We start from the raw sequence: 24,569 nt of genomic DNA, 5'->3' as shown, positions 1-24,569 counted from the left end.
GGATCCTGTGGCGGCGGTACCTGCGGCGGTGGGTCTTCCCGTCCGTCCGGTGGATCGGACGACCTGAAGCACACGATGCGGATGGCGATGGTGGTGAACGGGCTGCTCGGCGCCCTGCTGCTCACCGCCGCCAACGCGACGCAGGCGGTGTCGCTGTGGGCGGCGGCGCTGCTGGTGCTGAACCACGCCGCCGGCCATGCGGTGACCCTGGTCGGTACGGGGCGGCGGCCCGACCTGCGCGCCCGGCTGTCCATGCTGCAGGGTGTGGCGCTGGCGGTTGCCGCCGTGGCGCTGGTGGTGACTGCCGGGCGCAGCATCGCCGGCATGACCATTCCCGACGTGCCGCTCGCCAGCCTTGCCCTGCTGCTGGCCATCGGCGTGACGGTGGCGACCGCAACCCTGCTGTTCGCCAACCGGCGCGGCACGCTGACCCTGCGGGCGATCTGGCTGTGCTCGCGCAAGGACGTGCTGCCGCTTGCCGCCGGGCTGGTCGGTCTGGCGGCGAGCTGGCTTCTGTTCGACGGCGCGCCGGATGCGCTGGCTGGCGCCGGCGTGGCGGCGGTTCTGCTGGCGGGCGCCTGGGGGCTGCTGCGCGGCGGAATGGTGGGGGAGGGGAAGTCTGCGCCGATGCGTTAGACCGCCCCCCCGACGCCGCCCCCTTACGACCGCTGCCGCAACCGCTCCAGCAGCGCCTTTGTGGCAAATCCGTCAGGGATCTCCCCGACCGACGCCTGGAACCGACGCACCGCGTTGCGCGTGTTCGCCCCGACGATGCCGTCGGCTGCGCCCGGTTCCATGCCCAGCGCCGCCAGCCGCTGCTGCAGGTCGATGCGCTCGTCGCGGCTCAGTGCCTGTTCCTCGCGCGGCCAGCTGCCGCGGACGCCGGGCTTGCCGGTCATGCGGTCGGCCAGCAATGCGACGGCCAGCGAATAGCTGGTCGACGGGTTGTAGCGCATGATCGCGCGGAAATTGTCGCGCACCAGGAAGGCCGGTCCGCGATGCCCGGCCAGCACCAGGATCGCCGCGGACCCGTCGCCGTCAAGCTCGCTGCCGTCCAGCGGACGCACGCCCAGCCGCCGCCATTCCGACAGCGGCTTGGTGATGCTCAGCTCGGCCTGATCGTAGGCGAAGCCGTCGGGCAGCCGCACCTCCTGCCCCCAGGTCTCGCCCGGCCGCCAACCGTTGGCGAGCACGAACTTGGCGGTGGAGGCCAGGACGTCGGGCATGCTGCCCCAGATGTCGCGATGTCCGTCGCCGTCCTCGTCCACCGCGTTGCGCAGGAAGACGGTCGGCATGAACTGGGTCTGGCCCATGGCCCCGGCCCAGGAACCGCTCATCCGTTCCGGCGGGATGTCGCCGGACTCGAGGATGCGCAGGGCCGCCAGCAGTTCCGAGCGGAAATAGGCGGCGCGGCGACCCTCGAAGGCCAGCGTCGTCAGCGCGTCGATGACCGAGAAGTTGCCGGTGGATTTTCCGAAATCGGACTCCACCCCCCAGAAGGCGACCAGGACCTCCCCCGGCACGCCGGTGCGGCGGGTGATGCGGGAAAGCAACGCCGCATGCTCCTGCAGCTTCTGCCGGCCGTCCTGGACGCGCTTTTCATTCACGGCGCTGTCCAAATACTGCCACACTTGCCGGGTGAACTCGGGCTGGGCCGAGTCCAGCTCCACCACACGGTCGGACAGCTTCACCCGCTGGAAGGCGCGGTCGAAGGTCTGCGGACGGATGCCCTGGCTCAGCGCCTCGGCACGCAGCGCCGCCAGCCATTCGGTGAAGGAGACGGACTGCTGCGCCGCTGCCGCCGGGGCTGGGATGGCGGCAGCCGTCGGGGGGCCGGAGACGACCGGGGCGGTGGCGCCGGTGCTCTGGCAGCCGGCCATCAGCAGGGTGGCGAGAAGGAGGCGGGCGGGATGACGGAACGGGACTCGCATGCGCTCGACCGTGATCGGAGGGGGAACCGGGGCGTGACCCTAAGGCTCCCGGCCGCAAGGCTCAACCGACAAATGGATACCTCCGGGGTGGAACCCCCGATTGCGGGGGCGACACGCTTGCAGGGCCGGCGGACCGGTCCATATCAAAATCCAGCGCATCGCTTTCGCAATTCCCGTCCGGCGGGTCTCCGCCTTTCGGTGCCGATCCCGGAAAGACCGGTTCCCGACAAGGAAGACGGGACGGGAGCGAAATCCGGAACACCGCCTTCCTCTATTGCGTTGATCTGGAGGCACATCGATCCGGAACGCGCAACGATCGGGTGCCGCTTCGACGAAGAGGCCGCCTTCTGTCACGGAATGCCAAGGGTGCCGTCGCCATGAAAATCGTGATCTTCGGCTTGACCAACGGGTATCGCCATGATGGCGGGCACAGATCGCGCTGGCGTGCGCTGATCCAGGCGCTGGCGATCCGCGGCCATCGCGTCGTCGCGGTCGAACGCAGCGGCCCGGATGCGCCGACGCCCTGGACGATCCCCGGCGGCGACGTGCTGTCCTACGGCGCCTGGGACGATGTCGCGGTGGAGGCGGCGGCGCAGGCCGACGATGCCGGGGTGGCGCTGGTGGTGGCACAGGGGCCGGACGCCCGCCTTGCCGCCGACCTCGTCCGCCACTCCAAGGCACCGCGCCGTGTGCTCTACGATCCCGAAGCGGCGGTCAGCCTGACCGCGCTGGAGGCGGGGGAGAGCGTGGCCCATCTGCCGGCCGACGGGCTGGGCGGCTTCGACATGGTGCTCGCCTCCTGCGGCGGGCCGGCGCTGGACCGCTACCGCGCCAAGGCCGGGGCGGAATCGGTGGTCCCGCTCTATCCCTGGATCGTGCCGGAGGTGGACAAGCCCGGCGACTTCAAGCGGGAGTATCTGGGCGACCTCTGCTGCATCGTCGGCGGGCCGGACGGCATCCGCGAAGGGCTGGACAACTTCTTCATCAACCCCGCCCAGCGGCTGACCCGCCGTCGCTTCGTGCTGGTCGGCGCCGATCTGCCGGACGGCGTGCCGCGCGCCTCCAACATCCTGACCTTCCCCGATCTCGACCCGGCGCAGCATGCCGACGTGCTGGCTTCGGCCAGTCTGGCGCTGACGCTGGCCCGCGACGACGAGCGCAAGATCGGCTGGTGCCCGTCCGACCGGCTGTTCCTCGCCGCCGCCTGCGGCTCCGCCATCGTCGCTGACCAGTGGGAGGGGCTGGACAGTTTCTTTGAGCCCGGGCGCGAGATTCTGGTGGCCGCCCAGACCGACGACGTCACCACCGCGATGATGCTGCCGCGCAACCACCTGACCGACCTTGGCCGCCGGGCGCGCAAGCGGGTGCTGGCCGAACACAGCGCTGAACGACGCGTGCAGGAACTGCGCGGCATTCTCGACCTGAAGGGCGGCGGCGACGACTGACGGCGTCATGCTCAACGGGAGTGCGCAAGAGCGGGGAGCGGGCTATGGTCCGCTCCCCGTTTCGTTTGTGCCAATTCAGGGAGCCACCCGCCGATGCCGACCGTCACCATCCGCCCCGCCGTCGAGGAGGATTGCGCCACCATCCTGCGTTTCGTCCGCGAACTGGCGGAGTTCGAGCGCGAATCCGATGCGGTCAAGGCGACCGAGGAGGATTTCCGCCGCGACGGCTGGGGGCCGCAGCCGGTGTTCGAGGCGCTGATCGCCGAGTTGGATGGCGCGCCGGTCGGCTTCGTCCTGACCTTCCGCAATTTCTCCACCTGGGAGGGGCGGCCGGGCCTGTATGTCGAGGACCTCTACGTCACGCCGGACGCCCGACGCTATGGCGTCGGCCGCAAGCTTCTGGCCGCGGTGGCGCAACGCGCGGTGGAGCGCGGCTACCGTCGGGTCGACTTGAGTGTCCTGGATTGGAACCCGGCGCGTGGATTCTACGACCGGGTCGGCTTCCGCCAGATGAAGGAATGGCTCCCGTACCGGCTGACCGGGGACGCCCTGTCCACCCTTGCTGCGGAAGCCGGTGCCAAGGAAGAGTAACGCGCTGCGATCAGGCGGCGCGGTTCAACGCGGACGCGCCGATGATCTCGGCATAATCGGCACGTTCGTTGCGCAGGTTGGCCAAGAGATCGACCAGACTGTCGCGAACAAAAGCGTCGTCTTGCTCCACGATGGTGTCTTGGGTCAGCCGAATAAACTGATCGAGAAGCGCGATATGAGCCGCGGAAGACGCGTTGATCTTCTTGGTGTTGACGGCGCCGATCATGTAAATCTCCCTTGGCCTGAGCGTTCCCGATGACTTAATTAGGCCATCGAGCCAGTTAAGGACTTCCTAACAGGAATATGCGGCAGGTCACATCTTCGGGGGTACTTCCGATCTATGGTCGCGTCGCAGCAACCGCCCGAAAGAATTAATCCAAACGCCTATGGCGGCGTTTTGAGACCTGCTGCACTCGATCACCGTCGGATGCCCGGCGGGTAGCATGCTCTATGACAACACGCACCGCTATGTCCGGTTGCTCAGACCGCCCGAGAAAATTGGAGGGGGTCTCTACCAAAGGGTGCAGTCCCAACAACCCGATTGGGCAACCGCAACCCCCTGAAAATGCTGACACTCGAAATATCGTTAGGCGGCGCGGCGGGCGTTCACGCGATCGCGGGCGTCGGCACGCTCCAGGGCGCGGGCGACCAGATCGTCGAAAATCCCGCCGATGGGCGCTTCCAGTGACGCCGCCCGCCCGGCCACCATCGGGCCTTCCATCAGGACGGAGCCTTCCTCGCCGGGGCCGAGAACGCGCCAACCGCGGCTCTTCATCTCCGAAACGCGCGTCCGGGCAATGAAGGCGCGGATATGGTCGTGTGCCAGATCGTCCATTCTGTTCCCCCTGTCGCTGTCGCCCAATGCTGTCGCCAAAATCCGTCGATGACCGCCGGACTTGCGGCGGTTCAACCGGTCACTCGGAAAAGGGTACGGAAGAACTGCGAACGCAACAAGAACAAATTCGGGGGTGAAGTGAGGATTCCTGCCGAGTCGCCCAAGCTCCCGCTTGGTCCGCCCCGAAACGCTCTCAAACTGCCACTTCAGACCGCCCCTTGCCGTCCGCACCTTCACCGCAAAGATCAGGCGGGGCGGGAGCATTTGCAACCCGCCCCATCCGTGACCAAAAGCGGCGATCAGGAAAGGTCCGACCATGACCGGTGTCCGCACCGAAACCGACAGCTTCGGCCCCATAGACGTTCCGGCCGACCGTTACTGGGGCGCCCAGACCCAGCGCTCGCTCCAGAACTTCCGCATCGGCGGAGAGCGCATGCCGGTGCCGCTGGTGCGCGCGCTGGGCATCCAGAAGCGCGCCGCCGCCGCCGCCAACCTGAAGCTGGGCGTGCTCGACCCCAAGCTCGGCGCCGCGATCATGGAGGCGGCGGACGAGGTGATCGACGGCCGGCTGGCCGACCATTTTCCGCTGGTGGTCTGGCAAACCGGTTCCGGCACCCAGTCCAACATGAACGCCAACGAGGTGATCGCCAACCGCGCCATCGAGAAGCTGGGCGGAGCCATGGGGTCGAAGACGCCGATCCATCCCAACGACCACGTCAACATGGGGCAGTCGTCCAACGACAGTTTCCCCACCGCCATGCACATCGCCGCGGCCGACGAGATCGTGCGCAGCCTGATCCCGGCGTTGGAGCATCTGCGCACGGCGCTGGACGCCAAGGCCGATGTCTTCCAGGACATCGTCAAGATCGGCCGCACCCATCTGCAGGACGCCACGCCCCTGACGCTGGGGCAGGAGTTCTCCGGCTATGCCGCTCAGATCTCCTACGGCATCGCCCGGGTGAAGGGCGCGCTGCCGCAGCTCTACCGGCTGGCCCAGGGCGGCACGGCGGTCGGCACCGGCCTGAACGCCAAGCCCGGTTTTGCCGAAGCCTTCGCCGAGGAGGTGGCCGCCTTCACCGGCCTTCCCTTCGTCACCGCGGAAAACAAGTTCGAGGCGCTGGCGACCCATGATTCGCTGGTCGACGTGCATGGCCATCTGAACACGCTGGCGGTGTCGCTGATGAAGATCGCCAACGACATCCGCCTCCTGGGCTCCGGCCCGCGGTCGGGCATCGGCGAGCTGTCGCTGCCGGAGAACGAGCCCGGCTCCTCGATCATGCCCGGCAAGGTCAACCCGACCCAGTCGGAGGCGATGACGATGGTCTGTGCCCAGGTGATGGGCAACCACACCACCGTGACCATCGCCGGCGCCACCGGCCATTTCGAACTGAACGTGTTCAAGCCGGTGATCGCCTTCAACGTTATGCAGTCGATCCGTCTGCTGGCCGACGCCGCGAACAGCTTCACCGACAATTGCGTGGTGGGAATCGAGGCCAACCGCGACCGCATCGCCAAACTGGTGTCGGACAGCCTGATGCTGGTGACGGCGCTCAATCCCCACATCGGCTATGACAATGCGGCGAAGATCGCCAAGAAAGCCCACAAGGAAGGGACAAGCCTAAAGGAGGCCGGGCGTGAACTCGGACTCCTGACGGATGAACAATTCGATCAATGGGTTCGCCCCGAACGGATGGTTGGTCCCGGTTAAGCTTGGGGTTAGGGTGGGGGTGTCGTCGTTCCCGGCCGTTCCGGCCTTCCTCTGACCACCCCCATCCCCCACTTGCGATGCGTGCGTGACCATGAAGAAGCGTTCGGTCCTGATCGCCGGCCACCCCACCAGCGTCTCCCTTGAGGAGGAGTTCTGGGACGCCCTGAAATCGGTTGCTCAGTCCCGCAGCCTGTCGGTGAACGCCCTGATCGAGGAGATCGACCAGACCCGCACCGGCAATCTCTCCAGCGCCATCCGCGTTCATGTCCTGAAGGCGGTGCAGGGGCGCGAAGCGGGAGAACGGTGACGGAGTCCTCTCGGACAGCCACAATGGACAGCCGTCCGCGGCCGGCGTACACGCTTGCTGGCCGTCCGCCACCCGACGAGACCCCGCCGCCATGCCTACCGCCATGCCTTCCGACGTCACCACGCTCGATATCATCGCCTTCGTCTGGTTCGTCGGCTCCTGGGTCGGCTTCACCATCACCCAGGACCATCTGCTGGCCGGCCGCAACGTGCTGAACCAGCATCTGCGGATCGTGCGGCGCCACTGGATCGAACGGATGCTGGAGCGCGACAACCGCATCATCGATTCGCAGCTGTTCGGCCATACCATGCACAGCTGCACTTTCTTCGCCTCCACCAACATGCTGGTGCTGGCCGGCCTGATCGGGTCCTTCGGCGCGGCGGAGCGGGCGCAGCAGTTCATCTCCGACCTGTCCTTCGCCGTCCAGACCTCGCCCCAGCTGTTCGAGATCAAGATGCTGCTGATGGTGGTGATCTTCACCTTCGGCTTCTTCAAGTTCACCTGGGCGCTGCGCCAGTACAATTACTGCTGCGCCCTGATCGGCTCGGCCCCGATGCCGCCGGTGCCGCCGGACGACCGCAAGGAAATCGCCCGGACCATCAGCGAGGCGCTGACCCTGGCGATCACCGCACTGAACGGCGGGATCCGCGCCTATTACTTCGCACTGGCGGCGCTGGTCTGGGTCATCGGACCGATTCCCCTGATCGCGGCCTCCAGCGGCGTTGTTCTGGTTCTTACCCGCCGTCAGGCATTTTCCGCCACCGAGAAGGTCATCCGCGTGCAGACGCAATGGCTGGAGAGAAACGATTCAACCAAGATGAAATAACGTTTAAAAAGCCACCATGTTTTCCGCGCGTGCGACCAAATATCCTCTACCTGATGGCGAGTTGCGGCGTCTAAGGTCGACGCATCAAGAAACGGCGCGACGACCTTCCCGCGCGGCGCACAGGATATGAGGGCGACGATGGACGCCGATACCGCACTGAGCATCATGGATACCCTGGATCAGGCCGAAGCGCTTCTGCGCCGCATGCACCTGCGCGACGGCTGTGCGGGCGCCAATGCGCTGGCCCATAACCGGCAACTGCTGGACGCCGCCCGCCACCGGCTGGAGCAGGTCCACAGCATCGAGGGGATGGGCGCCTTCGCCGGTGCGACGGCGCTCGCCTGATCCGGCTGGCCCGGGGCAGGCACGGCTCACCCCTTCAGCAGCACCTTGCCGCCGCTGCGCACCTTCGACCAGTCCTTGGCGAAATAAGCGAAGTCCCGCGACGGCCGGCTGAACAGGAAGCCCTGGGCCAGTGACACCCCCAGCCCGGTCAGCAGATCGGCGTGCACCGCCTCCTCCACCTGCTCGCCAATCAGGTCCAGTCCCAGCTGGCGGCAGACGTCGACCATCGACCGCAGCATCGCCATGTCGCGCGGGCTGTTGACGGCCCCGCGGACGAACTTGCCGTCGATCTTGGCGTAATCGGCCTGGATGCCGTACAGCGACTGGAAGCTGGTCGATCCGGCGCCGACATCGTCCAGGCAGATGCGGAACCCGGTCTCGCGCAGCTTCTGCAGCACCTCGTTCAGCTTGGCGATGTCGGTGACGATGACCGTTTCCGTCACCTCGATCAGCAGCTTCGCGGCCAGATCGCCATAGGGGGCGACGACTGACTGGAACTGCTTGAGGAAGATCGGGCTCATCAGCGTCTTGGCCGACAGGTTGATCGCCACGTCCGGCAGCTTGGGCTCCTTGCGGAACTCCTGCAACGTGTCCAGCACCGTGCGGGTCAGCAGCAGGTCGAAATCGTAGATCAGCCCGACATCCTCGGCGAAGGTGATGAAGTCGGCCGGCGAACTCATCCCGTCGACACGGGTCAGCGCCTCCAGATGGTGGACGGCGCCGGTGCCGATGTCGACGATCGGCTGGTAGACGACGATGAAGTCGCGGTTGTCGATGGTCGCGCGCAGCTGGCCGATCCGTTCCACCGCCCCGGCCATCAGCCGGTTGGCGCCATCCTCCAGGCTGGAGATGGTGAACTCCCCGCCTTGCGCCGAGGCGAAGGCCTGCACCGTGTAGACCAGCGCGCGCGCCGCATCCGCCGCGTCCAGCCGGTCGTCGGCCATGTCCAGCGTCCAGGACCGGATGCCGCCGGGCAGGGCGCCGCCCGCCGCCTCGATGATCTGGGCGATGTGGCCCTGCACCTCGTTCCCGTCGATGTCGGCGGCATGGACGATGCCATAGCGGTCGCCGGTCAATTGGCCAGCGCTGTCGCCGTCGGCGGAGATGCCGCGCAGATATGCGTCGATGCCCTCGCGCACCTCCGCCGCGGCCCCTTCCGGCATCGTCTCCACCATCGCCTGCAGCCCCTCGACCAGCAGCAGGGTCAGCCCCTGGTCAAGCCCCTTCTCGCGGGCGGCGAGGATCCGCTCCTCCAGGATGCCGGCGAATCCGGTCTGGTCCAGCAACTCGCCCTGCCTCGCGGCGGCTGCGCCGGCGCCGTGGCGTTGCGGTGCGGTCAACAGCACGGTCAGGAACAACGACCCCGGACAGGAATCGAGCCGGCAACCGCCCAGCAGGGCCGGGAACTGCTGCCCGTCGAAGGCCTGGAACAGCACGCGCGACGGCTTGATCCGCGCCTTCTCCCGGATGCGGTCGAACAGGACATGGACGTATTTGCGGTCGCCGGGCGCCACCACTTCCATCAGGTTGGTGCCGACCAGCCCGCCGACCTCGCCCTTGGTCAGGCGGCAGCGCGCCCCGGCGGAAAACAGGATGTTGCCCTGCGCGTCCGTTTCGATCAGCAGGTCGGCGGCGGCGAAGGCGAAGCCGACGAAGCGGTCCCTGTCGCGGCTTGATGCCGGACGGCGCGGCCCCGCCGAACCGGCAGCCGGCGTCATCACCGGGCCGATGGCCGGCGCTATCACCGGGGCGGAGCGTCCTGCACTGTCCTGCGCCAAGGGCATCGTCATGAGGCTACAAATTGCATCAAAGTTTAGAGAGTTTCAGGATGAATGTGACCGAGAGTAACCAATATCGCCATAGGTTAGAAGAGAGTCTGTTGCCGACGACCTTCGGCTTAACAGAACGCGACAATTTGTGACATCTATTCCGTAAATGCCAACGATCCGGCGGCGCCTTGCCTTCTGCCTGTCTTCTCGGAAATTATCGTTACCGAAAACTTGGCGTGGTCATTCCGGGGCCGCAACGACGGTCGTCGGAAGCGCTGGACGGGAATCGGCAGCCCCCGCAAGCGGGTTGTCGAGCGGCCGCCAAAACTCCCGCTCCCTTTGTGACGCATCAGGTGACGTCTACTGTCGCCGGCTGGACCGTGGGTTTGCGCCGGCCGAGAAGCAATGCGTTGAAGCTCGCCTGGCCGGACATCTCGATGAACCGGTAGGTCAGGGCGGATGCCGCAACCACCGTCGCCAGATACGACAGCGCAAGCCCATCCATCACCCAGGTGCCACCGAAGAAGATCAGCCGTGTCTCTTCATCACCGACTGCCGTCTCGGCGAACATCGGCCGGCCCAGCAGCTTCTGCATCACGGCCGCCGTCTTCTGGTACAGGGCGATGACCAGCGCATGCACCATGTAGATGGAGTAGGAACGGGCGCCCAGCCACTGGAACTGTACCTTGGCCAGCAGGTGCGAGAGGACGCCCCCCTCGAAAGCGAACACCCAGACCACCAGGCCGAACAGCAGCGGCGAGGCGAAGGACAGGGCATTGCCGCGCGCCGCCGCCACGAACACGATCACCGCAGCCAGGCAGGCCGCCTCCACCAGCCCCGCCATCGGCAGCTTCGCCAGTCCGGCGCCGCGGGCGGCCATGAACAGCCGATAGACGATGTGTCCGGCGAAGAAGCCGTAGAGGCAGCGGAAATAGCCGAGGTCGAAACTGGTGTCGATGAAATGGTCCGACCATCCCATGACGACGAAGGCGCCTGCAGCCGACAGCGCCACGGCCGCCGCCGTCACCAGCCACGGGCGGCGGGCCAACAGGCAGACAAGGGCAAAGGTGATGTAGGCGAAGACCTCCGCGCTGATCGACCAGCTCGGCATGTTCCAGGTCAGCTCGCTCTCGACGCCCAGTGAATGGACCAGGAAGAGGTTGCTGAGGATGGACGACGGCGCGAAGCGGCCGGTGAAGGCCGCTGCCTCGCCGTGGATCGCCAGTGCCTTGACGATCTCCAGCGGAATGAACGCGACCAGGGTGGCCGCATGCAGGGGCCAGACACGGCCCATCCGCCGGACCAGAAAAATCCCGGCATCCGGTGCCGAGTTCAGGCGCCCGAGATAAGCGTGGGTGATGACGAAGCCACTAAGAACGAAGAAAAAGTCGACAAACAGATAGCTGCCTCGAACGAACGGATTGAGATAAAAATTTCCAAAAGCGCTGAAATGGAATAAAGCCACGAATAACGCGCATAAGCCGCGCCAACCGTCCAGCACTGGGAAACGCATTGGGTTTCTCCTAATCGGGGTGTCAATTCAGTCAGGTCATGTCGATGGCCGATCCTAATATTGCGGCGGAATATTCCTTCGATAGATAAGGAATAGGCGGTTGATTACCGCGGGGTGAAAGTAAATGCTGGTGGCGCAACCAAATAGCCGGAAAAGCGGTTTATTCCGAATGACTGCCGACAGCTACCCCGGTCTGGTTCACTGTAGCGGCCCTGGAATTGGTGGGGAGTGCGGATTTGCCAAACTGTCCGGTGGCCATAGTGCCGATGGCACAGTTCGCAACACGGATTCGCCTCTCTGCCACCGGCTGGGTGCTGCCGGGGCAGTACGTCTCCTGCGCCCAGCGGTTGAGCTTTCTCACGATTGTGCCTGGCCGTTCCGCCCGGCATCCTTCGTCCATCTCGTCGCGGCCGAAGAACCGGATGATGCCCATCCACCGGCGCAGCGCGTGCAGTGGCTGCAGTTCGGCCGTGGCGAGAACGAATTCCGCCCCGACATGAATCCCAGCATGTAAAAGGCCCCGCGACCGGTCCGGTCGGCGGGGCCTTCTAGTCTTTATCCGATCCGAAGCGTCAGCGGCGCACGAACAGCCGGTTGACATGGCCCATCTTGCGGCCGGGCCGCGCTTCCGCCTTGCCGTAGAGGTGGAGCCGGGCACCGGGTTCGGCCAGCAGTTCGGGCCAGCGCAGCACGTCGTCGCCGATCAGGTTGGTCATCTCGGCATCGGCCAGCCGCTCCACCGATCCCAGCGGCAGGCCGCAAACCGCGCGCACCAGCTGTTCGAACTGGCTGGTGGCGCAGGCGTCCATGGTCCAGTGGCCGGAATTGTGCGGGCGCGGCGCCATCTCGTTGACCAGCACGGCCCCGTCGGCGGTGACGAACATCTCCACCGCCAGCACGCCGACCAGATCCAAAGCCTCGGCGATGCGGCGCGCGATGCGGTCGGCTTCCGCCGCGGTCTGATCCGACACCTTGTCCGCCGCGGCGGGGGCGATGGTGACGTCGAGGATGCCGTCCTTGTGGCGGTTCTCCACCGCCGGATAGGCGACCATGGCGCCGTCGGCGCCGCGGGCGACGATCACCGACACCTCGCAGGCGAAGGTGACGAAGCCCTCGACGATGCCCTCCACCCCCGGCTTGCCGCCGCCGATGGCCGCCCAAGCCGCCGCCGGATCGCTGCCGCTGTCCAGCCGCGCCTGACCCTTGCCGTCATAGCCGAGCCGCGTCGATTTCAGAACGCAGCGCGGTCCGATCTCCGCCACCGCGCTAGCGACCTCCTCGGCGCTGTTGGCCGCCCGCCAGGGTGCCGTCGCGATGCCGAGCCTGTTGACGAAGCTCTTTTCGGCGATGCGGTCCTGCGCAACCGACAGAACATTCGGGCCGGGATGCAGGTTGGTGAAGCGGCGCAGATGCTCGGCCGTGGCGACCGGCACATTCTCCCACTCCAGAGTCACCACATCGACCGAGCGGGCGAAGCGCTCCAGCGCCTCCAGGTCGTCCCAATCCGCCACCGTCGCCGCGGCGCTGACCTGCGCCGCCGGGCTGTCTGCCGCGTCGGGAGCGTAGACATGGGTCTTGTAGCCCAGCCGCGCGGCGGCAAGCGCCGTCATCCGGCCGAGCTGTCCGGCACCCAGCATGCCGATGGTGGAACCGGGGGCGAGGCGGGGCAGGGGGGTGCCGGTTGGCTTGCCGGTCATGGCGGTCAGGCTTTCTGTCTGTCAGGCGGGATCGTCTACGGGGGCCTCGGCCACCGCGGCGGTCTGGCGGGCGCGCCAGCCGTCCAGCGCCTCGGCCACCGCCGGGTCCATCAGCGCGATGACCGAGCCGGCCAGCAGGGCGGCGTTGATGGCGCCGGCCTTGCCGATGGCCAGCGTGCCGACCGGGACACCGCCCGGCATCTGCACGATCGACAGCAGGCTGTCCATGCCCTTCAGCGCGTGGCTTTCGACCGGAACGCCGAAGACCGGCAGCGGCGTCATCGACGCGGCCATGCCCGGCAGGTGGGCGGCGCCGCCGGCCCCGGCGATCACCACCTTCAGCCCGCGCGCCTTGGCGGTGGTGGCATATTCCACCAGCCGGTGCGGGGTGCGGTGGGCGGAAACGATGCGGACCTCGTGCGGGACGCCCAGCGCCGCCAGCGTGTCGGCGGCATGCTTCATCGTCGTCCAATCGGACTGGCTGCCCATGATGATGCCGACCAGCGGCTGGGCGCCGGCAGCCGAAGGGGTGCTGTTCGGGGAGTGATCGGCGGTCACGGCCTGGCGCTTTCCTCAAGGTCCGGAAAGCGGCGCATTATAGAAAGAGTCGGGCGCCTGTCCAGAGGCGCCGCCGCTCCGCCTCCTCCGGCCACGACGAATCCGGGCCTGCGGCTGCGACATTCCGGCCCTTCCGATGGAACATGGTTCCACCTATGGTGCCGTCATATATGGACTGGATAGACCCTGCTCATTCCCGCAACCGGACCCATCGCATGACCGACGCCGCTCCCAACGAAGACTCCAACGACGACCGACGCAATGAGCACCGCGACATCCGCGCCGCGATGGCGGAGGAACGGATGGCCGCCGTCGGCATCAACGAGGCGTCGATCGAGACGCTGGTGCGGACCTTCTATGGCAAGATCATGAAGGACGAGGAGCTTGGTCCGATCTTCGGCCGCGCCATCACCGATTGGGAACCGCATCTGCGCAAGATGATGAATTTCTGGTCGTCCATCGCTCTGCTGACCCAGCGTTACGACGGCCGCCCGATGCCGGTCCACATCTCGCTTGGGCTGGAGCCGCCGCATTTCGAGCGCTGGCTCGGCCTGTTCCGCGAGACCGCCCACGAGGTGCTGCCCGCCGAGGGCGCCAACTTCCTGATCGGCAAGGCCGAGAACATCGCCCGCAGCTTCCAGATGGGCATCCAGTTCTTCACCGTGCCCAAGAAGGAGTGAGGGGGCTTTCCCAATCAGGGAAACCGTCATCCCCGCGAAGGCGGGAATCCAGTCTTTCCAAGCGCTTGATTAGGCAGCCTGGATTCCCGCCTTCGCGGGGATGACGCCCAAAGGCCCGTATGGTTAAGCAATGATGTCCGGCAGCAGCCGGCTCTCCAGGACCATGATCTGGTCCTTCAGCATCAGCTTGCGCTTTTTCAGCCGCTGCATCTGCAACTGGTCATAGGGCGCGCGTTCGACCAGCCGGGCGATGACGTCGTCCAGGTCGCGGTGCTCGCTGCGCAAGCTCGCCAGCTTTTCCTTCAAAATCTCTTGCTCGTTCATCGCGCCCGTTAGGAATGGCCGTTGCCCCGGGTGGATCGGGGGTGCTCTTGCGGGTAACCCGTTGGCTGGGCGGGCCGGACTATACCAGAAATCCAGCGGCACGGCACCGCCAAACCGCCGGTTCGGTCCTTTGGCCATCCGGGATATCACCGCGGCGAGGGGATCGGCCCGATGCCTCCTTTGCGGATACCGGCAATGATTGCGGGAAACGCCCTTTCCGGTAACATGGTGGTCCATTTCAATGAACAGGCGAACGGGACGGGAAACCCTCAATGACTGCCCCAATTAAAGCCGGCAAGCGTATCGGCATCCTGACCAGCGGCGGCGATTGCGCCGGGTTGAACGCGGTCATCCGTGCGGTGGTTCACCGCGCCACCGGCTATGGCTGGCAGGTGCTGGGGATTAAGGAAGGCACCCAGGGCCTGCTCCAGCGCCCGGTCCAGTACCAGACGCTCGACCTCGGCTGCGTCGACGGCCACATGATGCGCCAGGGCGGCACCATCCTGGGCACGACCAACCGCGGCGACCCCTTCGCCTATCCGATGCCCGACGGCACGCTGAAGGACCGTTCCGACGAGATCATCGGCGGCTACCGCGAACTCGGTCTGGACGCGCTGATCGGCATCGGGGGTGACGGCAGCTTCGCCATCCTGCACAAGCTGGCGCAGAAGGGCGGCTTCCCGATGGTGGGCGTGCCCAAGACCATCGACAACGACCTGGGCAAGACCGAGGTATCGGTCGGCTACGACACCGCCGTCGCCGTGGCGGTGGAGGCGCTGGACCGCCTGCAGCCCACTGCCGCCAGCCACCACCGCGTGATGGTTCTGGAGGTGATGGGCCGCGACGCCGGACACATCGCGCTGGCGGCCGGAATCGCCGGCGGGGCCGACGTGATCCTGATCCCGGAAATCCCCTATTCCATCGAAAGCATTGCCTCCAAGATCAAGGACGTCCGCGATTCGGGGCGCAACTTCGCCCTGGTCGTGGTGTCGGAAGCGGTGAAGACCCTGGAAGGAACCGGCGTCAAGAAGATCCTCCAGGGCGGCGAGAAGCGCTATGGCGGCATCGGCGACTACATCGGCGAGAAGATCGCCGACGCCACCGGGGCCGAGACGCGCGTCACCGTGTTGGGCCATGTCCAGCGCGGCAGCATGCCCAGCCCGCGCGACCGCCTGATCGCGTCGGCCTTCGGCGTCCATGCCGTCGACCTCATCGCGGAGGGCAAGTTCAACCGCATGGTCGCCTGGGCCAACCGCGGCGTCATCGACGTGCCGATCACCGAAGCGATCGAGCATTACTCCTGCGTCGAACTGGACGGCGCGCTGGTGAAGACCGCCCGCGGCCTGAACATCAGCTTCGGCGACTGACCGGCCCGATGACAGGCGTCCCCATGACCGGCACGAAGTCGGCGAACCCGTTCTGGGACTTCTCCCTGGCCGTCTACGGCCGGCCGGGTGTGCCTGCCTGCTGTCTCGCCCTGCAGGACCGGCGTGGGGTGGACGTCAATGTTCTGTTGTTCGCCGCCTGGGCCGGGCTGGAGTGCGGCGTCCGCCTGTCCGCAGGGGACCTCGCCCGCATCGACGGCGCGGTGTCCGGCTGGCGCGAGGAGATGGTGCGCCCGCTGCGCGCCCTCCGCCGCCGCGCAAAGGCGGAGGACGATACCCTCTACCGCCGCATGAAGGCCGCGGAACTGGAGGCCGAGCGTGTCCAGCAGGACCGCCTGTTCGCCGCCGGCGGGTTCCTGCCGCAGCCGGGCGGCAGCGTGACACTGGCCGCCGCCAACATGGCGCGGCTGGTGCCGGGCGGCGATCCGGCGCTGGAGGAGTTGGTGGGGGTGTTGGGATAACGGATTCAGGGTGGGGGTCTAACTCCGCAAGAAGCTAAGCCTCTACCTGTTCAGAATCAGCTCGTCCGGATTGCGCACCGTGTTCGACACCAGCACCGGCTTGCCCGCATAGAAGGCACTGCAGCGCTTGCCGCTGACCAGACGGGTCAGCGCCGCTTCCCACTCGCGCCCCTTCGGGCCGATGATGCGCAGCTTCAACTGGTCGACCAGCGGAACGACCTTGAAGGACTCGATCTCGATCGGCTCGGCGCTGGTGGTGGTGAAGACATCCTGCTTCAGCGTCAGGGTCTTGCCGTTGATCTCCAGCGTCACGTCCTGCGCCCACGGGCAGCCGTTCGACTTGGCGCCTTCATTGGCCTGCGCAGCACCGATACCGAACCCCAGCATCAGGGCGGCGGCGAGAGTGACCCGGCGGAGGCCGGATTGGCTCCGGCGGAGGCCGAATTGGCAAAATGCCCGGATTGGGCGGGAGGTCATGATCCGCTCCTCAGGAATGCGGCGCGGACAATAGCGATGCGTCAGCCTCATGACAATCCAGGGAAAATCCCGATTCTGTGACCGTTTGCGACGATTTCCGACCGTGCCCGGCTGGACCGGGACGGGCGCGCCGGGGCATGATCTGGATCCCGGCAGCGCGCCCGCCAACCCGCAAGAGTTCCGATGGTTACTTTGTCGCAGGCCCTGCTGATCGCCCTCGACCACCATCAGGCGGGCCGGGTGGCGGAGGCGGAGGACATCTATCGCCGAATCCTCAACGCCGATCCGGAATATGCCGACGCCATGGAACTGCTGGGCGTCCTCGCCGCCCAGACCGGCCGGTTCGGCGCGGCCAGCCGCATCCTGCGCCTTGCGGTGGCGTTGCGTCCCGACGGAGCCGGCGGCCTGTCCAACCTCGCCGGGGTGGAGCAGTCGGCCCGCGCCCTTGATGGCGCGGTGCGGCTTTATGGCTGGGCGCTGCGCCTGCTGCCCGACCTTGCCGACGCCCACGCCAGCCGCGCCGGGGCCCTGCGCCGACTGGGGCAGGCGGAGGCTGCGCTGCTCGCCACCGCCAAGGCGCTCGCTCTGGCGCCCGGCCATGCCGACGCGCTGGCGAACCGGGCCGCCGCCCTGTTGTCGTCCGGCGATCCTGCATCGGCCGAGCGCTGTGCCCGCCGCTCGCTCCGCCTGAATGCCCGTTCCGCCGTTGCGCACGCGACCCTGGCCGCCGCGCTGGCCGCACAACGCCGCTGGGCAGAGGCGGAGACCACTGCCCGCGACTCGCTGACCCTCGACCGGAATGCCGGCGACGCGTGGGAGGTGCTGGGCGCCGTCCTGGCCAAGCTCGGCCGCTTCCCGGAGTCGCTGGAGGCATTCACGACGGCCGAGCGGTTGCAGTCTGGCTCCTCGCCAAATTCGTCCCTGTATGCGGCGCGCGGCACCGCCCTGATCGCCATGGCTCGCCCAACAGAGGCGGCTGCCGACTTCGAGCGCGCCCTGGCCGTCCGGCCGCAGGATGCCGGGCTGCATTGGAATCTCGGCTTCGCCTGTCTGATGGCCGGCGATTACGCGCGCGGCTGGCCGGAGTTCGACTGGCGCCGCCATGACGACCATGCCGAACCGCCCTGGCGCCATTTCGCCCAGCCGACATGGCGCGGCGAGCCGCTGAACGGCCGGACCATCCTGCTCTATGCCGAGCAGGGGTTGGGCGACACGCTGCAGTTCCTGCGCTACGTCCCGCTGGTGGCGGCCCGCGGTGGCCGGGTGGTTCTGGAGGTGCAGCGCCCCCTGTTGCCGCTGATGCAGGGCGTGGCGGGCGCGGCGCAGGTCATCGCCCGCGGCGACCCGTTGCCGCCCTTCGACCTCGAATGCCCGCTGATGAGCCTGCCGCGTGCCTTCGCCACGGTCTTGGACGGCGTGCCGGCCGATATCCCCTACCTGCGCCCAGATCCCCTGCGCGTCGCCCGCTGGCGCGACCGGCTGGGGGCGCATGGCGCGCTGCGTGTCGGGTTGGTCTGGGCCGGCAACCCGCGCTTTCCCGGCGACGGGGAGCGCTCACCGAAGCTGGCCGGCCTGCGCGGGCTGCTCGACGTGCCGGGCTTCCGCTTCTACGGCTTGCAGATGGGTCCGGGCCGCGCCGACCTTGCCGACACCGTCCTGCCGGACAGCTTCACTGACCTGGGGCCGGAGATCGCCGACTTCGCCGACACCGCGGCGATCATGGCGAACCTGGACCTTGTGGTGTCGTCCTGCACCGGGCCGGCGCATCTGGCCGGGGCGCTCGGCGTGCCGCTCTGGCTGGCGCTGCCCTTCTCGCCCGATTGGCGCTGGCTGACCGGCCGCGACGACAGCCCCTGGTATCCGACCGCCCGCCTGTTCCGGCAGCCGGCGCCCGGCGACTGGTCGTCGGTCGCCGGACGCATGGCCGCGGAACTGGCGGTGTCGGCTCAGCGCTTCAGCCCGTTGCCGTAGCGCGAGCAGTCGTAATCGTCGGTTCCGGCCTCGGCATGGCCGCCGTTGGAGGTGTTGTAGCGCGGGTCGTCGCAGCGGCCGTTGCGGGCATAGGACGAATCGGAACCTCCCGACCCGAACAGCCCGCCGCCGCTCCCGCCGAACAGGCCGCCGCTGCTACCGTTGCTGCTGGTCTGGTTGCAGGCGGCGAGCGCCAGCGGCACGGCGGCGACAACAAGGACTCGAAGTGCGGTCTTCATGGCATTCCCTTCCCGGTTGGTGATGGCGAAGAAAAAGCGTTCCTTCGCCTTCAACAGGGCAGGGCGCCGGTAAATTCCCGCGCCGGCGTTTCGGCCGATGCTTACTCGAACGGCTGGAACAGGCGGGTGGTGGGATTGATCGCCCACATCTCGCCGGTCTGGATGTCGAACCACCAGCCATGGATGTTCAGCGTGCCGGCTTCCACCCCTTCGCGCACGAAGGGGAAGGTCATCAAATTATCGACCGACGCGCGGACCGCAGCCCGTTCGATCACCGCCGGGGTGCTCTGCAGCTTTTCCGCATCGGCCCGCGCCTGTTCGGAGCCTTCCGGCCCGACATAGGGGTCGAGCGCCGAACCGGCGATGGACACCCAGGGGGAAATGAAATCATCCTCTGACTTCTGCCCGGCGCGCAGCCGGATCAGGCCCTGGATGCCGCCGCACTGGGCATGGCCCAGCACGATGATCTCCGAAACCTTCAGCGACTTGACCGCATATTCGATCGCAGCCGAGGTGCCGTGATAGGCGCCGTCGGGCTGGTAGGGCGGGACGAGGTTGGCGACGTTGCGCACGACGAACAGTTCGCCCGGCTCCGCCGTGGTCAGCAGGGCGGGATCGACACGGCTGTCGGAGCAGCCGATCACCAGCACCTCCGGGTGCTGCCCTTCGGTCACCAGCTGCCGCATGCTGTCGGGACGCCGCTCGTAATAGCGGGCGCGGAAGGACTTGATGCCGGCCAGTAGCTGGCGGATGGGCTCGCTCGGTTTGCTGCTGAAGGGCATGGTCGGCCTGTTCCCGTTGCTGCCGGCCGGCGGCTGTGCCGGCTCCGCATCATGATTCATTGACAGCGGTATAGCGGCATTGCGCCCGCGCACCAAGCCGCCTGTTGGGCGGTACCGCAACAAGCGATCCGCGGCGGCGGTCGGTCAGGCCACCTCCGGCCGTTCGCCCCACCGCCGCAGGTTGCCGGCGTCCAGCCCGAACAGGTCCAGCACCCGGCCCACCGAATGGTCGACCAGATCGTCGATGCTCTGCGGCTTGGCGTAGAAGGCCGGGACCGGCGGCGCGATCACCGCACCCATTTCGGCCAGCGCGGTCATGGTGCGCAGATGGCCCAGATGCAGCGGCGTCTCCCGCACCATCAGCACCAGCCGCCGCCGCTCTTTCAGCGCCACGTCGGCCGCCCGCGTCAGCAGGGTGGAGGTGACGCCGCTGGCGATCTCGCTCATCGTGCGGACGGAGCAGGGGGCGACCACCATGCCTAGCGTGCGGAAGCTGCCGCTGGACACCGCCGCGCCGATGTCGGCGGCGGCATAGCTGACATCGGCCAGCGCCCGCAGCTCCGCCACCTTCATGTTGGTTTCATGCGCCAGCGTGACCTCGGCGGAGCGGCTGACGACCAGATGCGATTCGACGCCGATCCGCCGCAGCGTCTGCAGCATGCGGATGCCATAGATCACCCCCGACGCGCCGCTGATGCCGACGACGAGCCGGGGCGGAGAGGTGGTGGGATCGGTCATGGCGGGATTCTATGCTCTCATCAAGCGACAAGCCCTCTCCCGCCCCGGGAGAGGGAGGGGACCCGCGCCGCAGGCGTGGGGAGGGTGAGGGGTAATCCAAAGAACCAGAAGCGCATGGCTTCGCACCTCACCCCTCACCCTTCCCATGCTGCGCATGGGCCCCTTCCCTCTCCCGGGACGGGAGAGGGACACCCCCCTCAGTGCGCGTCTTCCTGTTCGGAATAGCGGTCGTCGTCGCGGTTCTCGCCGTAGAAGTCCTCGGCGGCTTCCTCCGGCGGGCGGGGCACGCCGCCGCGGCGGATGGCCAGCGCCAGCGCCTCTTCCAGCTCGCGCTGCGAGCAGAGGCCCAGCATCACCGGGCCGCGCGGCTTGATGTTGGCGACGTTCCAGTGGGTGCGGTCGCGCACCGCGGCGATGGTCGGCTTGGTGGTGCCGATCAGGCGGCAGATCTGGGCGTCCGACAGCTCCGGATGGTGCTTCAGCAGCCAGGCGATGGCGTCGGGCTTGTCGCCGCGCTTGGTGATCGGGGTATAGCGCGGGCCCTTGGACCGGGAGGCGACCTGCGGCAGGTCGGCGACCAGAAGCTTCAGGCGCAGGTCCTGGTTCTTCTCGCAGCGCTCGATTTCCTGCTTGGTCAGCTGGCCGTTGGCGATGGGGTCCAGCCCCACCATGCCGACCGCGACCTCACCGTCGGCGATGGCCTGGACTTCCAGCGAATGCATGCCGCAGAAGGCGGCGATCTGCTCGAAGGACAAGGACGTGTTCTCGACCAGCCAGACGGCTGTCGCTTTCGGCATCAAGGGCAGTGCCATCATCCCTCCTGACAAACTCTTCACCGGTCGCACCCGCTGGCGGGTGGTGCGGCCGGTCGTTCGAACTGGTTGTGCGGCGCGGGGGCGGCTTCGCGGCCCCAGGGTCACCCCCGTGGCGGCCGCCCCTTTCTCGTCACCACGATATAGGGCGAATACCGGTCCGCGTAAGCATGCTTGCGCAGGCGCACCGGGAAATCCCGGCCGCCCGCTCGCCTCTGCTAACCTGTCTTGCCCGCCTAAGGCAAGCCCGACGGCGCCGCATCGGCGAAGAAAAGCGCAAAATCAGGCGGCGTCCGGCCCCACCGTCAGCACGATCTTGCCGATATGCGTGCTGCTTTCCATCATCCGGTGCGCCTCGTCGGCCTGTTCCAGCGGGAAGGTGGCGTGGATCTGCGGCTTGATGCCGCCGGACTCCAGCAGCGGCCAGACATGCTCGCGCAACGCCGCGGCGATGCGGCCCTTCTCCGCCACCGGCCGGGCGCGCAGCGTCGATCCGGTCAGCGTCAGCCGCTTGGTCATCACCGGCGCCATGTTCAGCGACACCTTCGCCCCCTGCAGGAAGGCGATGGAGACGTGGCGGCCATCCACCGCCATGATGTCGATGTCGCGGGCGATGTAATCGCCGCCGACCATGTCCAGCACGACGTCGACGCCGCGCCCGCCGGTCGCCTCGCGAATCACCGCGACGAAATCCTCGGACTTGTAGTTGATGGCCCGGTCGGCGCCGAGTTCCTCGCAGGCGCGGCACTTGTCGTCGCTGCCCGCGGTGGTGAACACGGTGGCGCCGAAGGCCTTGGCCAGCTGGATCGCCGTGGTGCCGATGCCGCTCGACCCGCCATGGATCAGCAGCGTCTCGCCGCGCTTCAGGGCGCCGCGTTCGAACACGTTGGTCCAGACGGTGAAGAAGGTCTCCGGCACCGCCGCCGCCTCGATCATCGACAGCGGGGCGGGGACGGGCAGGGCCTGCACCGCCGGCACCACGCAATATTCGGCGTAGCCGCCGCCGGCCACCAGCGCGCAGACCTTGTCGCCGCTGGCCCAGGTCTCAACGCCTTCGCCGATGGCGATCACCGTGCCGGACAGCTCCAGCCCCGGCAGGTCGGATGCGCCCGGCGGCGGGTCGTAGCGGCCCTGGCGCTGCAGCGTGTCGGGACGGTTCACCCCGGCGGCGGCGACCTCCACCAGAATTTCGCCGGGGCCTGGCACCGGTGCCGGGCGCCGCGTCGGGCGCAGCACTTCCGGCCCTCCGGGCTGGGTGATCTCGACGCAGCGCATGCTGTCGGGCAAGGCAAGGCCCATGGCGGTCGTCCCTTCCATTTTTGTCTGTCCGTTCCGGCGACTGACGGCACCGGCACGTTGGCATTGTCCGGTGCGAAAGGTAGATTTGCCGGACCGGCCTGACAAGGCGAACCACGCGGCAGGGGAGGGACCCACAGCATGGCCATCGACGACCGTTTCGAGGATCTGGAACCGCGCAAGGCCAAGCCGGCGCCCAAGGACCTGACCGTGATGGGCGTGGCCGAGATCGAGGCCTACATCGCCACGCTGGAGGCGGAAATCGACCGAGCCCGCGCCGCCATCGCCGCCAAGCAGGCACAGAAATCGGCGGCCGAGGCGTTCTTCAGGAAGGGATGAAAAAAGCCCTCTCCCGCCGGGGAGAGGGCTTTTCACGCTGCCTGTCTCTTATCGCCCCATCTCTTATCGCACAGTCCCTTATCTCACCGCCCGATGCCGACCAGATCGCGGTAGCAGTGCCACGACGCATGGCCGATCACCGGCAGGGCGATCACCAGCCCGAGGAAGGCGGTGACCATCCCGGCGCTCATGAACAGGGCGATCAGGAAGGCCCAGGCGATCATCGGCTTGATGTTGGCGCGCACCACGGCGATGCTGGTCGCCATGGCGGTGAAGACGTCGGTTTCACGGTCCAGCAGCATCGGCACCGACACCACGGCGATGGAGAACACCGCCGTGGCGATGATCCCACCGAACACGGTCCCGGTCAGCAGGAACGGAATGGTCTCAGCCGAGAAGAAGATGCGGTCGACCAGCTGATCCAGCGCCGGCGGCTCGCCTGAGAAGAACAGGGCGAAGATCAGGAAGGCGACGCGGATCCAGGCCAGCATCGCCAGCATCAGGACCAGACCGACGCCGGCGATCTGCACCCCGTTGCGGCGATAGACGGCGACCACCTTGCCGAAGGTCGGCCGTTCCCCCAGCTCCAGCAGGCGGCTGGTCTCGTACAGCCCCACCGCGAACAGCGGGCCGACCAGCATGAAGCCCGCCGCCATCGGCAGCAGGAGATATTCCATGTCCAGCATCGCCAGTCCGACCACCAGGACCAGGCTGGAAATCACCGCCAGCGCGCCGTAGGCGAAGCTGATGCCCGGTGCCGCCATCATGTCCCGCCAGGCCGACGCCAGCCAGACCCAGGGACGGTCCATCTCGACCGTCCGGATCGGCGGCAACCAGTCGGGGGTGTGGGTGGGCGTGTGCGTCTGAGGCGTTTGAACCGGTCCGCGAAACGAGGTCATGTCGACCATGATGACGGCCCTCCCCTTGAACCAAGGCACGCGCCCGCCGGCGCTCATGGGCGCACTTTCACACAGTCCCGCTGATAGTCGCAAGAAGGAACTATTGGTGTACCCAATAGTAACAAATCAATAGAGGTTATTCCGACCCTGAAGCTTGGTCTTTGCGGTACCTTGGTCTTGGTACTTTAGTTCTCACCGTCCAGCTTATGCCCGTCCAACGTCTGGGTTCGCCGCTCGGCTTCCTTGCGGTCGCGTTCCTTCTCCGCCTTGGTGCGGCCGAATCGGGCCCGATTCGCGTCGGCTTCCTTGGCGCGCTCGGCCTTGTCGCGAGTCTTGCGGAAACGTTTGAGGTTGACCACGTCGCCCATGGCACGGTCTCCGGTGGCTGAATTCAATGGTTCGGGCGCCGCGCGGCCGGTAGGGGCGCCCGGCGGACGGGGAGTTTTCACGGAAAAAATTCGGACGGACCCCGACTTGGCCGTGGGATTGCCCAAATTGCTTGTTTCTTCTGCGGGCGCTAGCTTACCGAAGGACGGCGCGCACCGGAAGCGGACGGTGCGGCGGGTGGGGGAACGAGTCTTTGTATCGACGTGGCAAAGGGGCGCGGCCGACGACAAGGCCGGTCGCAGGGAAGGCGGAAA

Annotated in this window: 29 protein-coding genes; 13 read left to right on the top strand and 16 right to left on the bottom strand. The window is 67.2% G+C overall.

All coding sequences use genetic code 11. The annotated features are described in order from the left end of the window. The first annotated feature begins 75 nt into the window (after positions 1-75). Complete coding sequence (locus ACCD06_RS11430) at positions 76-636, top strand: hypothetical protein (protein WP_413340722.1); 561 nt, start codon at positions 76-78, stop codon at positions 634-636. A 23-nt stretch (positions 637-659) separates the two neighbouring features. Here the strand turns inward: ACCD06_RS11430 and ACCD06_RS11425 are convergent, their stop codons facing one another. Further along, entirely contained in the window at positions 660-1,931 is a 1,272-nt protein-coding gene (locus ACCD06_RS11425; protein WP_413340720.1) for a lytic murein transglycosylase, read from the bottom strand. A 377-nt stretch (positions 1,932-2,308) separates the two neighbouring features. Between ACCD06_RS11425 and ACCD06_RS11420 the strand changes: the two genes are divergently transcribed. Then, a complete protein-coding gene (locus ACCD06_RS11420) occupies positions 2,309-3,376 on the top strand; it encodes a glycosyltransferase (RefSeq protein WP_109073079.1) in 1,068 nt (355 codons plus the stop codon). A 93-nt stretch (positions 3,377-3,469) separates the two neighbouring features. Then, positions 3,470-3,967 carry a GNAT family N-acetyltransferase gene (locus ACCD06_RS11415; protein ID WP_109073080.1) on the top strand — a complete coding sequence of 166 codons (498 nt, stop codon included), beginning with the start codon at positions 3,470-3,472 and terminating at the stop codon, positions 3,965-3,967. A gap of 10 nt (positions 3,968-3,977) precedes the next feature. Here ACCD06_RS11415 and ACCD06_RS11410 read toward each other — a convergent pair whose 3' ends face one another. After that, complete coding sequence (locus ACCD06_RS11410; protein ID WP_109073081.1) at positions 3,978-4,193, bottom strand: hypothetical protein; 216 nt, start codon at positions 4,191-4,193, stop codon at positions 3,978-3,980. 360 nt (positions 4,194-4,553) lie between these two features. Further along, complete coding sequence (locus tag ACCD06_RS11405; RefSeq protein ID WP_109073082.1) at positions 4,554-4,802, bottom strand: hypothetical protein; 249 nt, start codon at positions 4,800-4,802, stop codon at positions 4,554-4,556. A gap of 316 nt (positions 4,803-5,118) precedes the next feature. Here ACCD06_RS11405 and fumC point away from each other — a divergent pair, with 316 nt between their 5' ends. The 4 genes from fumC to ACCD06_RS11385 all read left to right on the top strand — a co-directional run bounded on the left by fumC (position 5,119) and on the right by ACCD06_RS11385 (position 7,988). Next, positions 5,119-6,510, top strand: a complete 1,392-nt coding sequence (gene fumC, locus ACCD06_RS11400; protein WP_413340717.1) for a class II fumarate hydratase — start codon at positions 5,119-5,121, stop codon at positions 6,508-6,510. 91 nt (positions 6,511-6,601) lie between these two features. Beyond that, positions 6,602-6,817 carry a ribbon-helix-helix domain-containing protein gene (locus ACCD06_RS11395; protein ID WP_109073084.1) on the top strand — a complete coding sequence of 72 codons (216 nt, stop codon included), beginning with the start codon at positions 6,602-6,604 and terminating at the stop codon, positions 6,815-6,817. A gap of 91 nt (positions 6,818-6,908) precedes the next feature. Further along, complete coding sequence (locus ACCD06_RS11390) at positions 6,909-7,643, top strand: DUF599 domain-containing protein (RefSeq protein WP_413340715.1); 735 nt, start codon at positions 6,909-6,911, stop codon at positions 7,641-7,643. Between the two features lie 138 nt (positions 7,644-7,781). Further along, positions 7,782-7,988, top strand: a complete 207-nt coding sequence (locus tag ACCD06_RS11385; protein ID WP_109073086.1) for a hypothetical protein — start codon at positions 7,782-7,784, stop codon at positions 7,986-7,988. Between the two features lie 26 nt (positions 7,989-8,014). Here the strand turns inward: ACCD06_RS11385 and ACCD06_RS11380 are convergent, their stop codons facing one another. Next, on the bottom strand, positions 8,015-9,778 hold the full coding sequence (locus ACCD06_RS11380; protein ID WP_413340714.1) for an EAL domain-containing protein: 1,764 nt from the start codon (positions 9,776-9,778) through the stop codon (positions 8,015-8,017). A 328-nt stretch (positions 9,779-10,106) separates the two neighbouring features. After that, complete coding sequence (locus ACCD06_RS11375) at positions 10,107-11,270, bottom strand: acyltransferase family protein (RefSeq protein WP_413340712.1); 1,164 nt, start codon at positions 11,268-11,270, stop codon at positions 10,107-10,109. Between the two features lie 169 nt (positions 11,271-11,439). Between ACCD06_RS11375 and ACCD06_RS11370 the strand changes: the two genes are divergently transcribed. Next, positions 11,440-11,784, top strand: coding sequence for a hypothetical protein (locus tag ACCD06_RS11370; protein ID WP_413340710.1), 345 nt, complete (start codon positions 11,440-11,442; stop codon positions 11,782-11,784). Between the two features lie 58 nt (positions 11,785-11,842). On the opposite strand, the gene ACCD06_RS11365 is transcribed toward ACCD06_RS11370, so the two are convergent. Then, complete coding sequence (locus tag ACCD06_RS11365; protein ID WP_413340708.1) at positions 11,843-12,967, bottom strand: 5-(carboxyamino)imidazole ribonucleotide synthase; 1,125 nt, start codon at positions 12,965-12,967, stop codon at positions 11,843-11,845. Positions 12,968-12,988: 21 nt separating this feature from the next. Then, positions 12,989-13,525: a 5-(carboxyamino)imidazole ribonucleotide mutase gene (gene purE, locus ACCD06_RS11360; RefSeq protein WP_109073090.1), complete on the bottom strand. Its 537-nt coding sequence runs from the start codon at positions 13,523-13,525 to the stop codon at positions 12,989-12,991. Positions 13,526-13,740: 215 nt separating this feature from the next. Between purE and ACCD06_RS11355 the strand changes: the two genes are divergently transcribed. Then, positions 13,741-14,205, top strand: coding sequence for a group III truncated hemoglobin (locus ACCD06_RS11355; RefSeq protein ID WP_413340706.1), 465 nt, complete (start codon positions 13,741-13,743; stop codon positions 14,203-14,205). A gap of 123 nt (positions 14,206-14,328) precedes the next feature. On the opposite strand, the gene ACCD06_RS11350 is transcribed toward ACCD06_RS11355, so the two are convergent. Beyond that, entirely contained in the window at positions 14,329-14,529 is a 201-nt protein-coding gene (locus ACCD06_RS11350; RefSeq protein ID WP_085089646.1) for a YdcH family protein, read from the bottom strand. Between the two features lie 272 nt (positions 14,530-14,801). On the opposite strand from ACCD06_RS11350, the gene ACCD06_RS11345 reads away from it, so the two are divergent. Both ACCD06_RS11345 and ACCD06_RS11340 read left to right on the top strand, forming a co-directional pair. Continuing rightward, on the top strand, positions 14,802-15,896 hold the full coding sequence (locus ACCD06_RS11345; protein ID WP_109073091.1) for an ATP-dependent 6-phosphofructokinase: 1,095 nt from the start codon (positions 14,802-14,804) through the stop codon (positions 15,894-15,896). Positions 15,897-15,919: 23 nt separating this feature from the next. Further along, complete coding sequence (locus ACCD06_RS11340) at positions 15,920-16,375, top strand: TIGR02444 family protein (protein WP_109073092.1); 456 nt, start codon at positions 15,920-15,922, stop codon at positions 16,373-16,375. Between the two features lie 42 nt (positions 16,376-16,417). On the opposite strand, the gene ACCD06_RS11335 is transcribed toward ACCD06_RS11340, so the two are convergent. Then, the gene (locus ACCD06_RS11335) at positions 16,418-16,852 is read right to left on the bottom strand and encodes a hypothetical protein (protein WP_413340703.1); all 435 of its coding nucleotides are present in this window, start codon (positions 16,850-16,852) and stop codon (positions 16,418-16,420) included. A gap of 183 nt (positions 16,853-17,035) precedes the next feature. On the opposite strand from ACCD06_RS11335, the gene ACCD06_RS11330 reads away from it, so the two are divergent. Further along, positions 17,036-18,823 carry a tetratricopeptide repeat protein gene (locus ACCD06_RS11330; RefSeq protein WP_413340701.1) on the top strand — a complete coding sequence of 596 codons (1,788 nt, stop codon included), beginning with the start codon at positions 17,036-17,038 and terminating at the stop codon, positions 18,821-18,823. Here ACCD06_RS11330 and ACCD06_RS11325 read toward each other — a convergent pair. From ACCD06_RS11325 to ACCD06_RS11305, 5 genes are all read right to left on the bottom strand, one after another. Then, positions 18,799-19,062 (bottom strand): hypothetical protein, encoded by a 264-nt coding sequence (locus ACCD06_RS11325; RefSeq protein ID WP_146205424.1) that lies wholly within the window; start codon positions 19,060-19,062, stop codon positions 18,799-18,801. The genes ACCD06_RS11330 and ACCD06_RS11325 overlap by 25 nt on opposite strands. A gap of 101 nt (positions 19,063-19,163) precedes the next feature. After that, positions 19,164-19,844, bottom strand: a complete 681-nt coding sequence (locus ACCD06_RS11320) for a carbonic anhydrase (RefSeq protein WP_136704150.1) — start codon at positions 19,842-19,844, stop codon at positions 19,164-19,166. A 144-nt stretch (positions 19,845-19,988) separates the two neighbouring features. Next, positions 19,989-20,582 (bottom strand): UbiX family flavin prenyltransferase, encoded by a 594-nt coding sequence (locus ACCD06_RS11315; RefSeq protein WP_136704149.1) that lies wholly within the window; start codon positions 20,580-20,582, stop codon positions 19,989-19,991. Between the two features lie 197 nt (positions 20,583-20,779). Further along, on the bottom strand, positions 20,780-21,394 hold the full coding sequence (locus ACCD06_RS11310) for a DUF1013 domain-containing protein (RefSeq protein WP_109073098.1): 615 nt from the start codon (positions 21,392-21,394) through the stop codon (positions 20,780-20,782). Between the two features lie 282 nt (positions 21,395-21,676). After that, positions 21,677-22,693 carry an NAD(P)H-quinone oxidoreductase gene (locus ACCD06_RS11305; RefSeq protein WP_413342485.1) on the bottom strand — a complete coding sequence of 339 codons (1,017 nt, stop codon included), beginning with the start codon at positions 22,691-22,693 and terminating at the stop codon, positions 21,677-21,679. A 138-nt stretch (positions 22,694-22,831) separates the two neighbouring features. On the opposite strand from ACCD06_RS11305, the gene ACCD06_RS11300 reads away from it, so the two are divergent. Beyond that, positions 22,832-23,029 carry a DUF1192 family protein gene (locus ACCD06_RS11300; protein WP_109073099.1) on the top strand — a complete coding sequence of 66 codons (198 nt, stop codon included), beginning with the start codon at positions 22,832-22,834 and terminating at the stop codon, positions 23,027-23,029. 83 nt (positions 23,030-23,112) lie between these two features. Here ACCD06_RS11300 and ACCD06_RS11295 read toward each other — a convergent pair whose 3' ends face one another. Both ACCD06_RS11295 and ACCD06_RS11290 read right to left on the bottom strand, forming a co-directional pair. Then, positions 23,113-23,937 (bottom strand): DUF2189 domain-containing protein, encoded by an 825-nt coding sequence (locus tag ACCD06_RS11295; RefSeq protein WP_413340698.1) that lies wholly within the window; start codon positions 23,935-23,937, stop codon positions 23,113-23,115. A 176-nt stretch (positions 23,938-24,113) separates the two neighbouring features. Next, complete coding sequence (locus ACCD06_RS11290; protein WP_413340696.1) at positions 24,114-24,296, bottom strand: DUF4169 family protein; 183 nt, start codon at positions 24,294-24,296, stop codon at positions 24,114-24,116. Positions 24,297-24,569: the final 273 nt, after the last annotated feature.

This window comes from Azospirillum sp. CT11-132 (genome assembly GCF_047302835.1).
Taxonomy (GTDB): Bacteria; Pseudomonadota; Alphaproteobacteria; order Azospirillales; family Azospirillaceae; genus Azospirillum.
Note: the sequence above shows the minus strand (reverse complement) of the source record. Positions and strands in the feature narration are given on the sequence as shown.

What these genes read in the sequence shown, in the direction of transcription:
- ACCD06_RS11310 (WP_109073098.1), bottom strand. Translation starts at nt 21,394, where the DNA reads ATGGCACTGCCCTTGATGCCGAAAGCGACAGCCGTCTGGCTGGTCGAG.
- ACCD06_RS11430 (WP_413340722.1), top strand. Translation starts at nt 76, where the DNA reads ATGCGGATGGCGATGGTGGTGAACGGGCTGCTCGGCGCCCTGCTGCTC.
- ACCD06_RS11375 (WP_413340712.1), bottom strand. Translation starts at nt 11,270, where the DNA reads ATGCGTTTCCCAGTGCTGGACGGTTGGCGCGGCTTATGCGCGTTATTC.
- ACCD06_RS11355 (WP_413340706.1), top strand. Translation starts at nt 13,741, where the DNA reads ATGACCGACGCCGCTCCCAACGAAGACTCCAACGACGACCGACGCAAT.
- ACCD06_RS11315 (WP_136704149.1), bottom strand. Translation starts at nt 20,582, where the DNA reads ATGACCGATCCCACCACCTCTCCGCCCCGGCTCGTCGTCGGCATCAGC.
- ACCD06_RS11325 (WP_146205424.1), bottom strand. Translation starts at nt 19,062, where the DNA reads ATGAAGACCGCACTTCGAGTCCTTGTTGTCGCCGCCGTGCCGCTGGCG.
- ACCD06_RS11330 (WP_413340701.1), top strand. Translation starts at nt 17,036, where the DNA reads ATGGTTACTTTGTCGCAGGCCCTGCTGATCGCCCTCGACCACCATCAG.
- ACCD06_RS11290 (WP_413340696.1), bottom strand. Translation starts at nt 24,296, where the DNA reads ATGGGCGACGTGGTCAACCTCAAACGTTTCCGCAAGACTCGCGACAAG.
- ACCD06_RS11415 (WP_109073080.1), top strand. Translation starts at nt 3,470, where the DNA reads ATGCCGACCGTCACCATCCGCCCCGCCGTCGAGGAGGATTGCGCCACC.
- ACCD06_RS11370 (WP_413340710.1), top strand. Translation starts at nt 11,440, where the DNA reads ATGACTGCCGACAGCTACCCCGGTCTGGTTCACTGTAGCGGCCCTGGA.
- ACCD06_RS11300 (WP_109073099.1), top strand. Translation starts at nt 22,832, where the DNA reads ATGGCCATCGACGACCGTTTCGAGGATCTGGAACCGCGCAAGGCCAAG.
- ACCD06_RS11365 (WP_413340708.1), bottom strand. Translation starts at nt 12,967, where the DNA reads ATGACCGGCAAGCCAACCGGCACCCCCCTGCCCCGCCTCGCCCCCGGT.
- ACCD06_RS11335 (WP_413340703.1), bottom strand. Translation starts at nt 16,852, where the DNA reads ATGACCTCCCGCCCAATCCGGGCATTTTGCCAATTCGGCCTCCGCCGG.
- ACCD06_RS11410 (WP_109073081.1), bottom strand. Translation starts at nt 4,193, where the DNA reads ATGATCGGCGCCGTCAACACCAAGAAGATCAACGCGTCTTCCGCGGCT.
- ACCD06_RS11420 (WP_109073079.1), top strand. Translation starts at nt 2,309, where the DNA reads ATGAAAATCGTGATCTTCGGCTTGACCAACGGGTATCGCCATGATGGC.
- ACCD06_RS11340 (WP_109073092.1), top strand. Translation starts at nt 15,920, where the DNA reads ATGACCGGCACGAAGTCGGCGAACCCGTTCTGGGACTTCTCCCTGGCC.
- ACCD06_RS11295 (WP_413340698.1), bottom strand. Translation starts at nt 23,937, where the DNA reads ATGGTCGACATGACCTCGTTTCGCGGACCGGTTCAAACGCCTCAGACG.
- ACCD06_RS11345 (WP_109073091.1), top strand. Translation starts at nt 14,802, where the DNA reads ATGACTGCCCCAATTAAAGCCGGCAAGCGTATCGGCATCCTGACCAGC.
- ACCD06_RS11320 (WP_136704150.1), bottom strand. Translation starts at nt 19,844, where the DNA reads ATGCCCTTCAGCAGCAAACCGAGCGAGCCCATCCGCCAGCTACTGGCC.
- ACCD06_RS11405 (WP_109073082.1), bottom strand. Translation starts at nt 4,802, where the DNA reads ATGGACGATCTGGCACACGACCATATCCGCGCCTTCATTGCCCGGACG.
- ACCD06_RS11425 (WP_413340720.1), bottom strand. Translation starts at nt 1,931, where the DNA reads ATGCGAGTCCCGTTCCGTCATCCCGCCCGCCTCCTTCTCGCCACCCTG.
- ACCD06_RS11390 (WP_413340715.1), top strand. Translation starts at nt 6,909, where the DNA reads ATGCCTACCGCCATGCCTTCCGACGTCACCACGCTCGATATCATCGCC.
- ACCD06_RS11385 (WP_109073086.1), top strand. Translation starts at nt 7,782, where the DNA reads ATGGACGCCGATACCGCACTGAGCATCATGGATACCCTGGATCAGGCC.
- ACCD06_RS11395 (WP_109073084.1), top strand. Translation starts at nt 6,602, where the DNA reads ATGAAGAAGCGTTCGGTCCTGATCGCCGGCCACCCCACCAGCGTCTCC.
- fumC (WP_413340717.1), top strand. Translation starts at nt 5,119, where the DNA reads ATGACCGGTGTCCGCACCGAAACCGACAGCTTCGGCCCCATAGACGTT.
- ACCD06_RS11380 (WP_413340714.1), bottom strand. Translation starts at nt 9,778, where the DNA reads ATGACGATGCCCTTGGCGCAGGACAGTGCAGGACGCTCCGCCCCGGTG.
- ACCD06_RS11350 (WP_085089646.1), bottom strand. Translation starts at nt 14,529, where the DNA reads ATGAACGAGCAAGAGATTTTGAAGGAAAAGCTGGCGAGCTTGCGCAGC.
- ACCD06_RS11305 (WP_413342485.1), bottom strand. Translation starts at nt 22,693, where the DNA reads ATGGGCCTTGCCTTGCCCGACAGCATGCGCTGCGTCGAGATCACCCAG.